The sequence below is a fragment of the Pseudaquabacterium pictum genome, assembly GCF_005403045.1.
GTDB classification, from domain to species: Bacteria; Pseudomonadota; Gammaproteobacteria; order Burkholderiales; family Burkholderiaceae_C; genus Pseudaquabacterium; species Pseudaquabacterium pictum.
Window position 1 is genome coordinate 1 of record NZ_BJCL01000025.1, and the last position, 15,036, is coordinate 15,036.

At 67.8% G+C, this 15,036-nt stretch carries 11 protein-coding genes; 6 read left to right on the forward strand and 5 right to left on the reverse strand.

All coding sequences use genetic code 11. The features are described from left to right. Nucleotides 1–54: 54 nt before the first annotated feature. The 3 genes from FFT10_RS25960 (at nt 55) to FFT10_RS25970 (ending at nt 3,613) form a co-directional block, all read left to right on the forward strand. Nucleotides 55–459, forward strand: coding sequence for a hypothetical protein (locus FFT10_RS25960; protein WP_137735796.1), 405 nt, complete (start codon nt 55–57; stop codon nt 457–459). A 477-nt stretch (nt 460–936) separates the two neighbouring features. After that, entirely contained in the window at nt 937–2,874 is a 1,938-nt protein-coding gene (locus FFT10_RS25965; RefSeq protein WP_162520930.1) for a DNA/RNA non-specific endonuclease, read from the forward strand. A gap of 223 nt (nt 2,875–3,097) precedes the next feature. Further along, entirely contained in the window at nt 3,098–3,613 is a 516-nt protein-coding gene (locus FFT10_RS25970; RefSeq protein ID WP_137735798.1) for a DUF6933 domain-containing protein, read from the forward strand. Between the two features lie 208 nt (nt 3,614–3,821). Here FFT10_RS25970 and FFT10_RS25975 read toward each other — a convergent pair whose 3' ends face one another. From FFT10_RS25975 to FFT10_RS25985, 3 genes are read right to left on the reverse strand one after another with little or no spacing between them, the layout of a single operon-like run. After that, a complete protein-coding gene (locus tag FFT10_RS25975; protein ID WP_137735799.1) occupies nt 3,822–5,258 on the reverse strand; it encodes an efflux transporter outer membrane subunit in 1,437 nt (478 codons plus the stop codon). Beyond that, nucleotides 5,255–8,413, reverse strand: a complete 3,159-nt coding sequence (locus FFT10_RS25980; protein WP_137735800.1) for an efflux RND transporter permease subunit — start codon at nt 8,411–8,413, stop codon at nt 5,255–5,257. The genes FFT10_RS25975 and FFT10_RS25980 overlap by 4 nt, the downstream gene beginning before the upstream one ends. A gap of 22 nt (nt 8,414–8,435) precedes the next feature. Further along, the gene (locus tag FFT10_RS25985) at nt 8,436–9,626 is read right to left on the reverse strand and encodes an efflux RND transporter periplasmic adaptor subunit (protein WP_228027322.1); all 1,191 of its coding nucleotides are present in this window, start codon (nt 9,624–9,626) and stop codon (nt 8,436–8,438) included. A gap of 174 nt (nt 9,627–9,800) precedes the next feature. Between FFT10_RS25985 and FFT10_RS25990 the strand changes: the two genes are divergently transcribed. Next, the gene (locus tag FFT10_RS25990) at nt 9,801–11,198 is read left to right on the forward strand and encodes an ATP-binding protein (protein WP_137735801.1); all 1,398 of its coding nucleotides are present in this window, start codon (nt 9,801–9,803) and stop codon (nt 11,196–11,198) included. Further along, the gene (locus tag FFT10_RS25995) at nt 11,191–11,964 is read left to right on the forward strand and encodes a response regulator (RefSeq protein ID WP_228027323.1); all 774 of its coding nucleotides are present in this window, start codon (nt 11,191–11,193) and stop codon (nt 11,962–11,964) included. The genes FFT10_RS25990 and FFT10_RS25995 overlap by 8 nt, the downstream gene beginning before the upstream one ends. Before the next feature lie 411 nt (nt 11,965–12,375). Here FFT10_RS25995 and FFT10_RS26000 read toward each other — a convergent pair whose 3' ends face one another. Next, nucleotides 12,376–13,020, reverse strand: coding sequence for an NADPH-dependent F420 reductase (locus FFT10_RS26000; RefSeq protein WP_137735802.1), 645 nt, complete (start codon nt 13,018–13,020; stop codon nt 12,376–12,378). Nucleotides 13,021–13,112: 92 nt separating this feature from the next. Beyond that, the gene (locus FFT10_RS26005; RefSeq protein ID WP_137735803.1) at nt 13,113–13,976 is read right to left on the reverse strand and encodes a pirin family protein; all 864 of its coding nucleotides are present in this window, start codon (nt 13,974–13,976) and stop codon (nt 13,113–13,115) included. A gap of 106 nt (nt 13,977–14,082) precedes the next feature. On the opposite strand from FFT10_RS26005, the gene FFT10_RS26010 reads away from it, so the two are divergent. After that, complete coding sequence (locus FFT10_RS26010; protein ID WP_137735826.1) at nt 14,083–15,012, forward strand: LysR family transcriptional regulator; 930 nt, start codon at nt 14,083–14,085, stop codon at nt 15,010–15,012. Nucleotides 15,013–15,036: the final 24 nt, after the last annotated feature.

Genomic DNA, 15,036 nt, shown 5'->3' on the forward strand with positions numbered 1-15,036 from the left:
TCCCGCCGTCGCGTCCGCTTCGTCGACTGACCCAGACCCAGGCTCTGCTGCTTCATGGCCGGCATCGTCTCATCGGCTCACAGCGGGACCAAGCACATGGGCGACGGACTTTTGCAGACCGTCCCTAGCCTGCTGTGCGCTGCTGAGTACCGCGCACTTCAGACCTCCCGGGCTCGCGGACGCATTCCACGCGCTGGGACACGATCGCCGGTGGTTGCGCAAGCCAGTGCGAGCCCGAACGACTGCAAGATGTTCGAGACGGTGAGTCCGAGGGCTGGCGGCAACCGGCAGCAACCGCTGCGGTGTTGCCCGCTGCCGCCCGCCTCGAACTTCGGTTTCCTGCACCTTGTGGTCATTGAGGAAGACCGGGCGTACGACAGCAATGGGTCGACAGTGACCCGTCGAGCCAAGCAGGAGCAGTCGTTCGACCTGACCATGACGAGGTTTGAAGTGGGTTGAATGGGGGCTCCGACCGCCACCGCGGTCGCCGGCAATGTCAGCAGCACCCCTGTAACCGGCCGGTGCTGGCACCAGCCGGTGCGAGCCCGAACGACTACAAGATGTCCGAGACCGTGAGTTCGAGGGTTGGTGGCGACCGGCAGCAACCGCTGCAAATCGGCCAAACAATGCGCCACTCCCAGGAGCCACCGATGGGGACGCATGCAGCAATTCAAGGTCCGGGATGTAAGCGTCCGCCGCCCGAGAGCTTGCTGTCTGAACGGTGGGGAAGCCCTGCTCCTTGGAACTTGTGGGACTCCCACCTTCATGACTAGCGCTTGACGATCGTGGGGTTGCGCATCCTAACGACAGAGGATGCGGACCAGCCGCGCGCGCGGGAAGCTCGGCGCCGCTATGCCCAAACAGCGCAGGCCCAGCCTACTGCTTGAGGAGGCCAGCTTCACGTCTTCCATACCCCTCTGCGAGAAGGAGTCCGACATGGCCAGCAAGAAGACGCCGAAGCATTTGCCTGCGGTTCCAGGTGCAGGCGCATCCTCTGACAGTGCTTCCGCACCAGACATCGAGCGCATCCGCCGGCTCATTCGAGCCAAGGGCGAGTCGCTTCTGGCCCTGCCCAAGGTCACAAGCGTCGGCATCGGCTACAAGATCCAGGGCGACAAGAAGACCAAGACCCCGAGCCTGCAGTTCAGCGTCGAGCGCAAGGTCTCGCTGGAGGGCTTGGCCGCCGAAGGCGTGAGCGCGCTGCCCACCGCCATCGAATTCGAAGGCGTCAGCATTCCCACCGATATCGTAGAGCGAAAGTTCCGGCCTAGCTACGCGGTCGTGCAGCTGAAGCCGAAGACCAGCCGCAAGGTCCGCCTGAATCCGGTAATGCCCGGTGTCAGCATTTCACACGCTTCGCTCACGGCCGGCACCCTGGGGGCCATCGTGCGGGACGCCACAAGTGGAGACACCGTCTTGCTGAGCAACTGGCACGTGCTGCACGGCGCCGGCGGTCAGATTGGTGACGCCATAGTCCAGCCCGGGCCCTACGATGACAACCGTGTCTTCAGCAACGGCATTGGGCGCTTGCTGCGAAGCCACCTCGGCCTGGCCGGGGACTGCGCCATAGCCTCAGTCGAAGGCCGGCGCGTTGATCTCGCCCAGCTCGAACTAGGTGTCGTCATCAAAAGCGTCGGCAAGCCTGACCTGGGCGACGTGGTCGCCAAGAGCGGACGCACGACTGGCGTCACTTACGGCCAGGTCTCGCGTGTCGACGCACTGTTCAAGATGCCTTACGAGGACATGCCCGAGCAAATCATCGGGGGCTTCGAGATCGAGCCCTGGGCCAAGCGCCTACCAAAGGACGGCGAGATCTCCAAGGGCGGGGATTCCGGCTCGGCGTGGCTGGCCGTGGACACGAAGGGACAAACGACCACCACCATGCTGGGTCTGCACTTTGGCGGTGATGCAGAAGGCAGCGACGGCGAGTTTGCTTTGGCCTGTTATGCCCACAGTGTCTTCGAGAAGCTCGAGATCGAGCCGCTTGCAGAGGCGGCTCCTGGCACCCACCCGATCACCGGCCCCTCGGTCGAAGCGGCCGAGCGCTTTCGGACCGGCTTTCGATCCGACTTCCTGGACTTCCCAGTGCCACGGCCCCGGTTTCAGAAGAGCGCTGCCGACGACCTCATCGGGCTGGCCGGCGGCGACTTCATTGACTATTGCCACTTCACTGTCTGGCAGAGCAGGTCCAGAAAGCTGCCTCGATGCGTAGCCTGGAACATCGACGGAGCGCGAAAGCGTTCCCTGTCGCGTAAAGGCATACCGTTCATCAAGGACAGCCGGGAAGGCCTCGAAGACTTCCAGTGGGGTGACGAGCTGTACCAGGCCAACCCGCTGGACCGCGGGCACGTCGCCCGCCGGGACGATCTGGTCTGGGGCTCTCCTGAGGAAGCCAGTCAGGGCAATATCGACAGCTTCTTCTTCACGAACATGACGCCCCAGCATGAGGCGTTCAACCAATCTCAGCTCAAGGGCCAATGGGGCCTGCTCGAGAACGCCATCCTTGACGAGGTCGTTCTCAAGGACCTGAGGGTCAGCGTTATGGGTGGGCCTGTGCTCGCCAAGGAAGACCGTCCCTACCGCGGCGCACAGTTACCGGCCGAATTCTGGAAGATCGTCTTCTATGTCGACGACGAAGACGGCCAGAACAAGGCGCGGGCCTATGTCCTGACCCAGCAGGACCTGCTAAAGAAGCTCAAGCCTGAATCGCTGGAGCTGAGCCAGTTCCGCTGGTACCAGGTGCCCCTGACCAGCATCGAGAAGAAGACCGGCATGCGGCTGGACCAGAATTTGCACCGTATCGACAGCAAGTTTCCGCAGGCCGTGGGTGTGGAGCCCGCGAGGCTAGTGGTGGAAGGGCGTTTCTTCGATTGACGCTGTAGCCCATGCACATGCCTCTTGCGTGGCAGCGTGAGACCGTGCCGTCAGTCATGGTCTGGTTCAGACTGAACTCAGTCACTCAGCGCATGCGTGCCCAGTGACGGCGGGTTGATCACCGGTCATTCGATGCCTTAGTACATGTAGGACTGCTCTACCGTCGCAAGGGGACGTTCGCCAGCCACGATACTCGGTGCTCGCCCCAACATGCCACGCCGCCGTGTTCGTCCTGCGTTGTACCCAGAAACTGCTCGACAGGCTCAACGCCACGCCTGATCCAGAGCCGACACCGACGGACACAGTCCTGGGCGACTGGTATGCCAACCTGATTCGAGTTGGCCGGATCCAGGTCGTGCTCGCTGTCAGTGAGCGAAGCTTGCTGCCAGTCGTGGTGCCGGCACGAGACGGTCGATCTCTCGCCCAGCGGCTCAGCGAAACCTCGCGGCTTGTTCTCTCCGCCGTCGGAGTGCCACTAGACGACGCGATCGCCGAGCACGGTGCCATGCAAAGTTGGGTTATCGGAAAGACGGTGAACCGGCGGGTCCTGGGATCGCTCAACGATCTGGCGTTCCAACTTGAAGTCGGATTGCGCGACTCTCCTGATCGAACGCTGCTGGCGCAATCGCTCTGGTTGGCCAGGACGCCGCTGAAGGTCATCGACTACGGCGCGCCCGACCAAGCGACGCTCGCGGCGTTTGCTGGTCGCAGGGCGCTGCGGTCGGCCAGCCTCCGATGACGGCTCTACCCTGAGGCGTGGGGCAGCCTGCGACCCGAAACCGTCGGACGCCCCAGCAAACTTCTAGCCGTGAAGCCGACATGGACTGCAGCGTCCTAGATACGCACGTGCATTGCCAAGTCTTGCTTTGGAGGGTGCACCGGCGGTGCGGGCCATTCCACACTCCACGATGATCAAGCTGGCCTTCACGCCAGTCGTCAGCAGAAACTCAGCCGCCCTCGGTCCAACGTCCGCCTAGTGCGCGCAGCAGTACGACGCGGTTTGCCTGCTCTGTTTGGCGCAACGCCACCAAGCCTTGGCGTGCGATGGCAATCTGGCGTTGAGCGTCCAGCAGTTCGAGTTGGCTGGACGCACCCAAGCGGTAACTCTGCTCGGCCAGGTTCAAGCTGCGCTCGGCGGCTTCCACCTGCGCCTGCTGCGCGTCCAGGCGCTCGGCCACGCCGTCGCGCACGGCCAGCGCGTCGGCCACTTCGCGGAACGCCGACTGCAGCGCCGCTTCGTAGTTCGCCATGACCTCGCGGCGTGTGGCCTCGGTGACGTCCACCTGCGCCTGGCGCGCGCCGGCGTCGAAGAGCGGGACGTCCAGGCTGGGCAGCAGGCTCCAGAAGCCGCTGCCACTGCGCACCAGACCGTCGAGTTCGGGGCTGCGCAGGCCGGCGCTGGCCGTCAGCGTCAGCCGCGGGAAACGTGCGGCGCGTGCCGCGCCCACGTCGTAGGCTGCGGCCTGTAACTGCTGTTCAGCCGCGCGCAGGTCGGGGCGCTTCAGCAGCACGCTGGCGGGTAGGCCTGCGGGGATGTCGGGCATGGCCGTGGTCTTGTCGACCTGCGCACCGGGCAGCAGCGCATCGGGTAAAGGCTGGCCGGCCAGCAGTTCCAGCACCAGACGCGCCTGCGTCACCGCGGCGGCGCTGCGCGCGACCTCACCGCGGGCGGCTTCATAGGCCGTCTGTGCCCGCGCACGCTGCAGGCCCGAAGCGGCGCCCAGGCGGTACTGGCGTTCGTTCAGCTCCAGGGTCTGTTGCTGGCTCAGGCGCAGCTCTTCGGCCAGGCGCAGGCGTTGGCCTTCGGCAGCCAGGGTCAGCCAGGCGTCGGCCACCTGCGCCACCAGGCTCAGGCGCGCGCTGCGCTGCGTCTCCTGTTGGGCCAGGAAGCGCGCCAGCGCCGCACCCTGCAGGCTGCCCAGGCGGTCGAAGAGGTCGATTTCCCAGGCTGTCACGCCCAGGCTCGCGGTGTAACTGCGGCTGGTGCCGCTGCCGTCGCTGCCTTGCTGGCTGGTCGACGCCGTGCCCCGCAGTTCGGGCCAGCGGTTGGCCTCGCTGATGCCGTACTGCGCACGTGCACGCTCCACCGCCGCCACGCTGGCACGCAGGCTGCGGTTGCCGGCCAGCGCCAGGCCCACCACGCGGCGCAGCCGGTCGTCGGTGAAGAAGCCGTCCCATTCGCTGGCGGCTGCGGCCGGGTCGGCATCCAGCCGCGTCGCTTCCGCCGTCACCGCGCCGGCACGGAAGTCACCGCGCAGCGGCGCCTGGGGCGAACCCACGGGCGGCACCAGGCTGCCGCAGCCGGCCAGAACCAGGGCCATGGCCAAGGCTGCCGCCGGTGTCAGCGCCGTGCGCAGCGCTGGGCTGATCGCAGGGCGGTTCATGCCGTCGCCTCTTGGCTGCCGGCCACCGCAGCGGGCTGCGGCGGGCGCCGCGAGAACAGCGACTTCACCCACAGATAGAACAGTGGCACGAAGAAGATGCCCAGCACGGTGGCGCTGATCATGCCGCCCAGCACGCCGAAGCCGATGGCCTGCTGCGAACCAGACCCAGCGCCGCTGGCCAGGGCCAGCGGCAGCACGCCCATGCCGAAGGCCAGCGACGTCATGATGATGGGCCGCACGCGTTGCCGGCAGGCCTTCAAGGTGGCCTCGAACACGCCCAGGCCCTGCTGGCGCAGCGCTTCGGCGAACTCGACGATGAGGATGGCGTTCTTGGCACTCAGCCCCACGGTCGTCAACAAGCCGACCTGGAAGAACACGTCGTTGTTCTGCCCGCCCAGGTGGCTGGCAACCAGCGCACCCAGGATGCCCAGTGGTACCACCAGCATCACGCTGAAGGGCACCGACCAGCTTTCGTACAGCGCCGCCAGGCACAGGAAGATGAACAGCACCGACACGGCATACAGCAGCGGTGCCTGCGAGCCCGACAAGCGCTCTTGGTAGCTGCGGCCGGCCCATTCGTAGCCAATGCCCGCGGGCATCTCGCGCAGCAGCTCTTCCATCGCCTTCATCGCGGCGCCCGAGCTCACGCCAGGCGGCACGTCGGCCTGGATTTCAAAGGCCGGGCTGCCGTTGTAGCGCACCAACTGGCGCGGTGCGGTGGACCAGCTGCTCGTGGCAAACGCCGCCATCGAGACCATCTGCCCGCTGGTGCTGCGCACGTACCAGTGCTTCAGGTTGTCGGGTGACGCGCGGTAGGCGGCTTCGCCCTGCACCAGCACACGCTTGACGCGGCCGCGGTCGATGAAGTCGTTGATGTAGCTGCTGCCCAGGGCGATGGACAAGGTGTCGTTGATGACGTTGGGTTGCACGCCCAGCACGCCGGCCTTCTGGTCGTCGATGGTGATCTTCAGCTGCGGCGTTTCGGCCAGGCTCTGCGTGCGTGTGCGTGACAGTTCGGGTCGCTGGTTGCCCAGGTTGATGAGCTGGTCGCGCGCGGCAATCAGCTGCTCCTGCCCCAGCCCGCCCAGGTCTTGAAGGAAGAGCTGGATGCCGGCGCTGCCGCCCAGGCCGCGCACGGTGGGCGGCTGCACGATGAAGACCTGCGCATCGCGCACGCGCCGACCCAGTTCTCGGCTGAAGCGTTCGGCCAGCGCGCCGGCGCCCTGGTTCTTCGCCGGGCGCAAGGACCAGTCGGTCAAGCGGATGAATCCCCGGCCCGAACCCTGGTCGCCGTCGGCGCCGCGCACGACGTTGTAGTACAGCACCTCGGGCTGTTCGCCCAGGTAGGCCTCGACCTGCGCAGCCACCGCTTCCAGGCGTTCGCCGGTCGCGCCGGGCGCCATGCGCACCTGCATCTGCAGGCCGCCCTGGTCCTCGTCGGGCAGGAAGGACGTCGGCAAGCTGGTGTAGAGCCAGGCCGTCGCGCCGATCAGCAGGCCGAAGACGGCCAGGCTGCGCAAAGTGCGCTTGCCCAGCCAGCCAACGCCGCGGACATAGCGTTCGGTGAACCGGTCGAAGCCGCGGTTGAAGCCGCCAAAGAACCAGTCCAGCGGCTTGCCGAAGGGCCCGCCGTGGTGGGCATGTTCTCCCTTGTGCACGGGCTTGAGCAGCGTCGCGCACAGCGCCGGCGACAGGCTCATCGCCACCAGCACCGACAGCACCATCGCAGTCACTACGGTGATGCTGAACTGGCGGTAGATGACGCCCGTGGAGCCGCCGAAGAACGCCATGGGGATGAACACCGCGCTCAGCACCACGGCAATGCCGACCAGCGCACCGCTGATCTCCTTCATGCTGCGCTGCGTGGCCTCGTAGGGGCTCAGGCCCTCTTCGCGCATCAGGCGCTCAACGTTCTCCACCACCACGATGGCGTCGTCGACCAGCAGTCCGATCGCCAGCACCAGGCCGAACATCGTCAGCGTGTTGATCGAGAAGCCGGCCACCGCCAGCACGCCCATGGTGCCGAGCATCACCACCGGCACGGCAATGGCCGGCACCAGCGTGGCGCGCAGGTTCTGCATGAACAGGTACATGATGACGACCACCAGCACGATGGCCTCTAGCAGCGTCTTCACCACGCCCTCGATGGACACGCGCACGAACGGCGTGGTGTCGTAGGTGATGGTGGCCTGGTAGCCGGGCGGGAAGAAGGGCTCCAGCTCCTTGAGCTTGGCCCGGATGGCGTCGCCCGTGGTCAGCGCGTTGGCGCCGCTGGCCGGAAAGATGGCCAGGCCGGCGGCATTGCGGCCGCTGCTGCGCACGTTGGTGGTGTAGCTGTCGCGGCCCAGTTCGATACGCGCCACATCACCCAGGCGCAAGGCCGAACCATCGGGCTGCACACGCAGCACGACATCGCGGAACTGTTCGGTGGTGTTGAGTTTGGAGCGTGCGGTGATGATGGCCGACAAGCGCTGCCCTTCGGGCGCCGGCTGCGCACCGATCTGGCCTGCGGAGACCTCGGCGTTTTGCTGCTGCAAGGCGGTGCGGATGTCGCCGGGCACGAGGTTGTAGCGCTGCAGCTTGGCCGGGTCGAGCCAGATGCGCATCGCATAGCCCGAGCCAAAGACGTTGACGTCGCCCACGCCCTCGACGCGGCTGATGATGTCCACCAGCGTGCTGTTCAGGTAGTCGCCCAGGTCGCTGGAGCTGATGTTGGGGTCGTCGCTGGTCAGCATGGCCACCATCAGGAATTCGGTGCTGGCCTTGGTGACGCGCACGCCCTGGGCCTGCACGGCCTGCGGCAGCCGGCTGATGATGGATTGCACCTTGTTCTGCACCTGCACCTGGGCGGTGTCGGGATTGATGCTGGCTTCGAAGGTGAGGTTGGTGTTGGCGCTGCCGGAGGCGCTGCTGCTGCTTTCGATCGACAACAGGCCGTCGATGCCCTTCAGACTTTGCTCGACGATCTGCGTCACCGAGTCTTCGATGGTCTGCGCCGAGGCGCCGGGGTAGCTGGTGTTGATGCTGACGCGCGTGGGCGCGATGTCCGGGTAGCGCTCCAGCGGCAGCGTCAGCGTGGCGGCACCGCCGGCCAGCATGATGACGATGGCCAGCACCCAGGCGAAGATGGGGCGGTCGATGAAGAATGAGGCCATGACTGTGGGCTCCTGCTGACGCTCAGCGAGCCGCCGTGGCGGCGGCGCTGGAGCCTTTGGTGGCGCTTGAAGCGGCTGAAGCGCCTGGGCCCCCCGCAGCCCCCGCTGCAGGCTTGCCGCCGCTCTTGACGGCCGGTTTTGAGCCGGCGACCACCGGCATCACCACCTGGTCGACACGCGCGCGCTGCAGGCCTTCGACGATGAGGCGGTCGCCGGCCTTCAGGCCGCTGGTGACCAGCCACTGGTTGCCCACCGCGCGTGACAGTGTCAGCCGACGGCGCTCCACCTTGTTGCCTTCGCCCACCACCAGCGCGGTGGCGTCACCCGTTGCCGTGCGGCTGACGCCCTGCTGCGGCACCAGCAGCACCTCGCGGTCCACACCCGCGAACAGGCGCGCCTGCACCACCATGCCCGGCAGCAGCGTGCCCTGGGGGTTGGGCACCACGGCGCGCAAGGTCACGCTGCCAGTGCCGGGGTCGACCGTGACACCGCTGAACTGCAGCGTCGCTGGCTGCGGGTGCACGCTGCCGTCTTCCAGCACCAGCTGCACCTGGCGGCTGGTGGTCTGCCCGTTGAGCTGCCTGCGCAATGAGAGCAGCTCGGCGCTGCTCTGCACGATGTCCACGTGCATGGGGTCGAGCTGCTGGATGGTGGTGAGCGCCTGCACCTGGTTGGCGGTGACCAGCGCCCCCGGCGTGACGGTGGAGACCTCGATGCGGCCGCTGATGGGCGCCTCGATGCGGGCCCGCTTTAGCTGCACCATGGCGGCGTCGAGCGCGGCCTTGGCCACCGTCACGTCGGCCTCGGCGCTGCGCAGCGCGGCGCTGCTGTCGTCGGCGGCCTGGCGGCTGATGGCGTCGACCTTCAACAGTTCGGCATCGCGCGCCGCCTTCACGCGCGCCGCGGCCTGCTGGGCCTCGGTCTTCTGCAGCGCCGCGGCGCTGCGTGCACGCTCGGCCTCGAAGCTGGCGGCGTCCAGCTGGTAGAGCGGCTGGCCGGCGGTGACGCGGCCGCCTTCGGTGAACAGCCGCCGCTGCACCAGGCCGCCCACCTGCGGGCGGATCTCGGCGCGCTGGCTGGCACTCAGGCGGCCGGGCAGCTCCAGCTGCAGCGGCGCGTCCTGCGCCGTGACGGTGACCACTCCCACCTCGGGAGCGGCACGGGCCGCTGGCGCAGCCGGCTTGTCCTGGCAGGCGGTGAGCAATCCGGCCACCAGCAGCAGGGCTGCCGCAGCGCGGGGCGAAAGGGGGAGGCCGGCGAAGGTGTGCACTGGTTGATGTTGCCCGCACAATGTGGAGAGACTTTGAAGAGCCCGTGAGTCCGAAGGCCTCGCAGCCGCTGTTCTGCAAATCAGCGGCGTCATCGTGTACACCCGCTGCGGTCGACCATGAAATTCAACCTCGCCACCCGCCTTTTTGCCGCCGTGCTGAGCACTGCCGTGGTGGTGGCCGTGGCCATGGGCGTGGGTGCGCACGTCAACCTGAACCGCGACTTTCTCGGCTACCTCAATGAACAGGCGGTGATCCGGCTCGACCTGGCCGTGCCCAGCGTGACAACCGGCTACCGTCAGCAGGGCAGCTGGGATTTCCTGCGTGAACGCCCCGATCTCTGGTACCGCCTGCTGCGCCCGGCGCCCGAAGACCTCAAGGTGCCGATCACCGAGCGCCCGCAGGCCTCGCCAACGCCGGCTGAGCTGACTGGCGCGTCACGCCGCTTCACGCTGCTGGATGCTGATCGCCAGCGCATCGTGGGCTTCGACCGCCCGGCAGACAACGCAGTGGAACGCGCTGTCACCATCGACGGCCTCACGGTCGGCTGGCTGGTGCTGACGCCGTTTGAATCGGTCAGCTCGGGCGCGGAGAAGCGCTTTGCTGACGCCCAGGCGCGCACCGGCTGGCTGGTGGGCGGTGGCGCTGTGTTGCTGGCCGCGGCCGTGGCGTTCTGGGCTTCACGCCGGCTCTTGAGGCCGGTGCGGCGGGTGGCCGAGGCCACGCACAGCCTGGCCGCCGGCGACTACACCATGCGCGTGCCTGAACGCGCCGCCGACGACGAGATCGGGCGACTGGCGCACGACTTCAACCAGCTGGCGCTGGCGCTGCAGCGCAACGAGTCCACCAGGCGCGAGTTCATGGCCGATGTCTCGCACGAACTGCGCACACCGCTGGGCGTGCTGCACGGCGAGCTGGAGGCGCTCGAAGATGGTGTGCGCCCGCTGGACGCGGACGCGCTTCGTTCGCTGAAGGCCGAGGTCACCACGCTGCACCGGCTGGTGGACGACCTCTACGAACTCTCGCTGGCCGATGTCGGCGCGCTGTCCTACCGCAAGGCCGCGCTCGACCTGCGCGAGATCATCGACGACACCGCCGGCGCCTTTGGCGAGCGCTTGCGGAGCAGCGGCCTGGCGCTGCAGCTCGAGCTGCCGCCCGGCCCGTTGCCGGCCTTCGGTGACGCGCGCCGCCTGCGCCAGCTGTTTGCCAACCTGCTGGAGAACAGTTGCCGCTACACCGATGCCGGCGGCGCACTGCGCCTGCAGGCGCGGCGCGAGGGCCGGCAGATGCTGATCGACCTGCACGACAGCGCGCCCGGCGTGCGCAGCGACCAGTTGCCACGCCTCTTCGAACGCTTCTTCCGTGTCGAGCCCTCGCGCAGCCGCAAGAGTGGCGGCGCCGGACTGGGCCTGTCGATTTGCCAGCGCATCGTGCAGGCGCACGAAGGCCGCATCGAAGCCCGACCTTCGCCGATGGGCGGTTTGTGGTTGCGCGTGGAGCTGCCGGCCCTTGGATGACGACGCCCAGCTGCCGCACTTGCTGCTGGAGCCCGGTCCGGCGCGGGTGCTCGTGGTGGAAGACGAGCCCAAGCTCGCGGCGCTGCTGGCCGATTACCTGCGCGTGGCCGGCCACGAGGCTGAATGTGTGGCCGATGGCCATGCGGCGCTGCGGGCCTGGGCCGAGCGCCGCCACGACCTGGTGCTGCTGGACCTGATGCTGCCCGGCCTGGACGGCCTGAGCCTGTGCCGAGCGCTGCGTGCGATCACGGCCGTGCCCATCGTCATGCTGACTGCGCGTGCCGACGAAGCCGACCGCCTGGCCGGCCTGGAACTCGGCGCCGATGACTACATCGCCAAGAACCCCTTCAGCCCACGGGAGGTGATGGCGCGCGTGAAGGCCGTGCTCCGCCGCACCCGCTCAGCACAGCGGCCGCAGCGGGTCGATGCACCGGCAGTGCCGCCGCCTGCGCCGCTCCCGGCGCTGCCGTCCCCGCTGCAGGTGGACGACAAAGGCTGGCGCGCGGCGTGGCTGGGCCGCGACCTCGACCTCACGCCCATCGAGTTCCGCTTGCTCAGCACGCTGGCGGCGCAGCCTGGGCGCGTTTACCCCCGCGCACAGCTGCTTGACCTGCTGCATGGCGACGCCCGCCCGGCCACCGAACGCGCCGTGGACAGCCACGTCAAGAACCTGCGCCGCAAGTTGGATCAAGCCGGCGCCGGCAGCGAGCGCATCCGCTCTGTCTACGGCGTCGGCTATTGTTACCAGGCCTGCGACAGGGCTTGAAGCAGCGTGCGGGGCGCCAGGCGCCTGGAGTCGGCGCGCCAAGGCCACCGCGGCAGCCGAGCCGGTGCCGATCGGCGCGCACCAGCCACTCAGCAGCCAGCCCAGCGGGCCGCTGCGTAGCGCCGCCGCCTCGTTGCGGTGTTGGCATTCGTAGGCCTGAGCCTTGGCTGACCGCTGTCGGGCGCTCACGCGGGCACCCGGTCTCGGCCATCAACCGACGGTGGCGACAGGCGGCTTTCTGGCATCCCGTCTCATCGAGGTTATGGCGGAAGCGCCATGGTCTTGCCCGTGGAATGGGCTTGTGCCAGTGCAGCGAAAGCAGTGAGTGCGAGCGTGGCTGCGGCCATCAGGCGCCGCCTGCCCGAGAGCTTGGTGGTGCTTGTTTGCTGATCGGTGTTCAAGGGCCCGTTTTCAGATCTTGATGAGGTTGGTGGCAGCCAGGCTGCCGAAGGGCAATTGCGAGAGTTGACCGCCCGTGACCAGCGCGCCGAGGTCCACCGGGAAGTAGCCGATGGCTTCCAGCACCTGGCGCACGGCCCGCTTGGCATCGGCGTCGTCGCCGGCATAGAACTGCACACGCTGGCCGCCAGACACCTCGGGCTGCGCCAGCACGTTCACGTCCAGGTGGTTCAACGCCTTGACGACGCGTGCGCCGGGCAGCATGTCGCGCACCACCTCGCTCGATGAGCGGCCACCCAGGTCGATGGCCTTGATGCCGTAGGCCGCCAGCGGGTTGCTCGGGTCCTTGGCGTCGGGCGAGTTGGGGTCGAGGAACTCGACGGGGTTGGTGCCGTCGATGACGATGCGGTTGTTCCAGGCCGGCAGGCCCTTGAGCGCGGTGCCCAGGTCGGTCCAGCGCACGGCGATGAGCACGATGTCGGCCGAGGCCGCCTCTTCCACGGTGCCGGCCTTGATGGAGCCCCCGAGTTCGGCCACCAGCGGCGCCAGTGCCTCGGGCCCGCGGCGGGTGGAGATGGTGGCTTCAATGCCCTTCATGGCGAGCGCGCGGGCCACGTTGCTGCCGAGTGCGCCGGAACCGATGATGCCGATGGTCATGATGATGTCTTTCGTTGGGTTGGGTTGGGGTCTGGGAAAGCGGGCGACGTCGGATCTGTGCATGCGCCTGCCGCCTGCCTGCGATTCGTCATTCAGGCGAGCTGGCCCGCAGCACGCAGGCTCTGCCGGATGCGGCGAATTTCGGTTTCGCCACGGTCCAGCGCGTCGGCGCTGGTGTGGACGGAGTAGGTGCCCATCACCAGCGGATGCGGGTGCGGCACGGCAGAGCCCAGCACGAAGCGCGTGTCGGTGCCCGCGATGAAGTCGATGGCGGTTTCTGAAGGGGCGAAGCTGACGAGTTCGCCGGTCGCAATGGGCTCGCCGGCGAGCAGCCGCCCGCTGGCCACCGCCACCCAGGCCACGGTGTGGCCGGCAGGTGGCGTGTAGCGCCAACGTTCACCCTGCGCCAGCGTCACTGCGAGAAAGGTCATCGCGGACGGTGCCTCGACCGCGCTGTGCACCGCGCCGTACCGGCCCAGCAGCACGCGCACCGGGCCCACCCGCGGCACCTCGGACGGCGCCAGATAGCGGCTGAACGCCGGTGCGCTCTCCAGCGCGGCGGGCAGCGCCACCCACAGCTGGAAGCCCTGGCCAGGTTGCTCGCCCACCGGCTCGCCGGTGTGCCACACGCCGCCGCCGGCCTGCATCCACTCCACACCACCCTCGGGCAGCACACCGGCCTGGCCGGTGCTGTCGGCGTAGCGCACATCGCCCTGGGCCATGAATGTCAGCGTGGCGATGCCGGAGTGCGGGTGCATGCCGAAGCGCGTTTGGCCATGCCGTGCATCGAAGTTCACCAGGTCCAGGAAGATGAACGGCTTGAGGACCAGGCCGAGGTCGCCAGGGCTCATCAGGCGGGTCACAGGCCCGTGCGAGCTGCCACGGGTGCGGTGCGCGGCAGCGCGATTCGATTGCCCGACGGAGGCGTTGGCTTCAATGGCAGGTGGGGTAGACATCGGTTGGGGGCGCATTGATTCGATGTCGGAAGCTTAAGAATCCGCTCGCTGATTGACTAGACGGCACAATCGGATTGAACTCATCCAGAAAAGCAAGCAATCGTCCATGCTCGATCTCAATGACGTCGCCGTCTTCGTGCAAGTGGTGCGCTGCGGCAGCTTCGCCGAGGCCGCGCGCCGGCTGGGCATTCCGCCCAACACCTTGAGCCGCCGGGTGCAGCAGTTGGAAGCGCACCTGGGCACGCGCTTGATGCAGCGGTCCACGCGCAAGCTGTCGCTCACCAGCGCGGGCCAGGACTTCCACGACCGCTGTGCCGAGGCTGTGGAAGGGCTGGTCGACGCGGGCCAGTCCTTGCTGTCCCGCAACGAGGCGCCCAGCGGGCTGGTACGCGTGGCGGCGCCAGCCGACTTCTTCGACTTCTTCCCAATGGACTGGCTGGCGGAGTTTCTGGCCGAGTACCCGCAGGTGCGGGTGGACTTCGTGCTCAGCGATGCGCGTGCGGACTTGATCGCCGACCGCATCGATGTCGCCATCCGCGGGGGTGTGCTGGAAGACTCCGCGTTCTTGGCGCGCCGGGTGTTGGGCGCCGGGCTGGATGGCCTCGTGGCCAGTCCGGCCTACATCGCAGCGCGTGGCCTGCCAGCCACATTGCAGGACCTGGCCGACCACGACTGCCTGGTGTTCGCCCACCCCAGCGGGCGTGCGACCTGGAACTTGTCAGCCCACGATGGCACCGACGCCGAGGTGCAGGTGGCTGGCCGGCTCAGCGGCAACACCGTGCAGGTGCTGCGCAAGGCCGCGCTGGCCGGTCTGGGCGTTGCGCTGCTGCCGTCTACGATGACACGTCGGGAACTGTGCGCCGGCCTGCTGATACCGGTGCTGCCGCAGTACCACCGCAAGGGGCACGGCGTCCACCTTGTCTACGCCAGCCGGCGCCATCTGCCCTCAGCCGTGTCGGCATTCATCGACCTGGTGGCCGGGAAGCTGGGCGACGCGGAAGACTTGCCGCTGGCGACGGTCGGCGCCCCGGCCTGATCTGGTGCGTGCCATGGAAGCGAC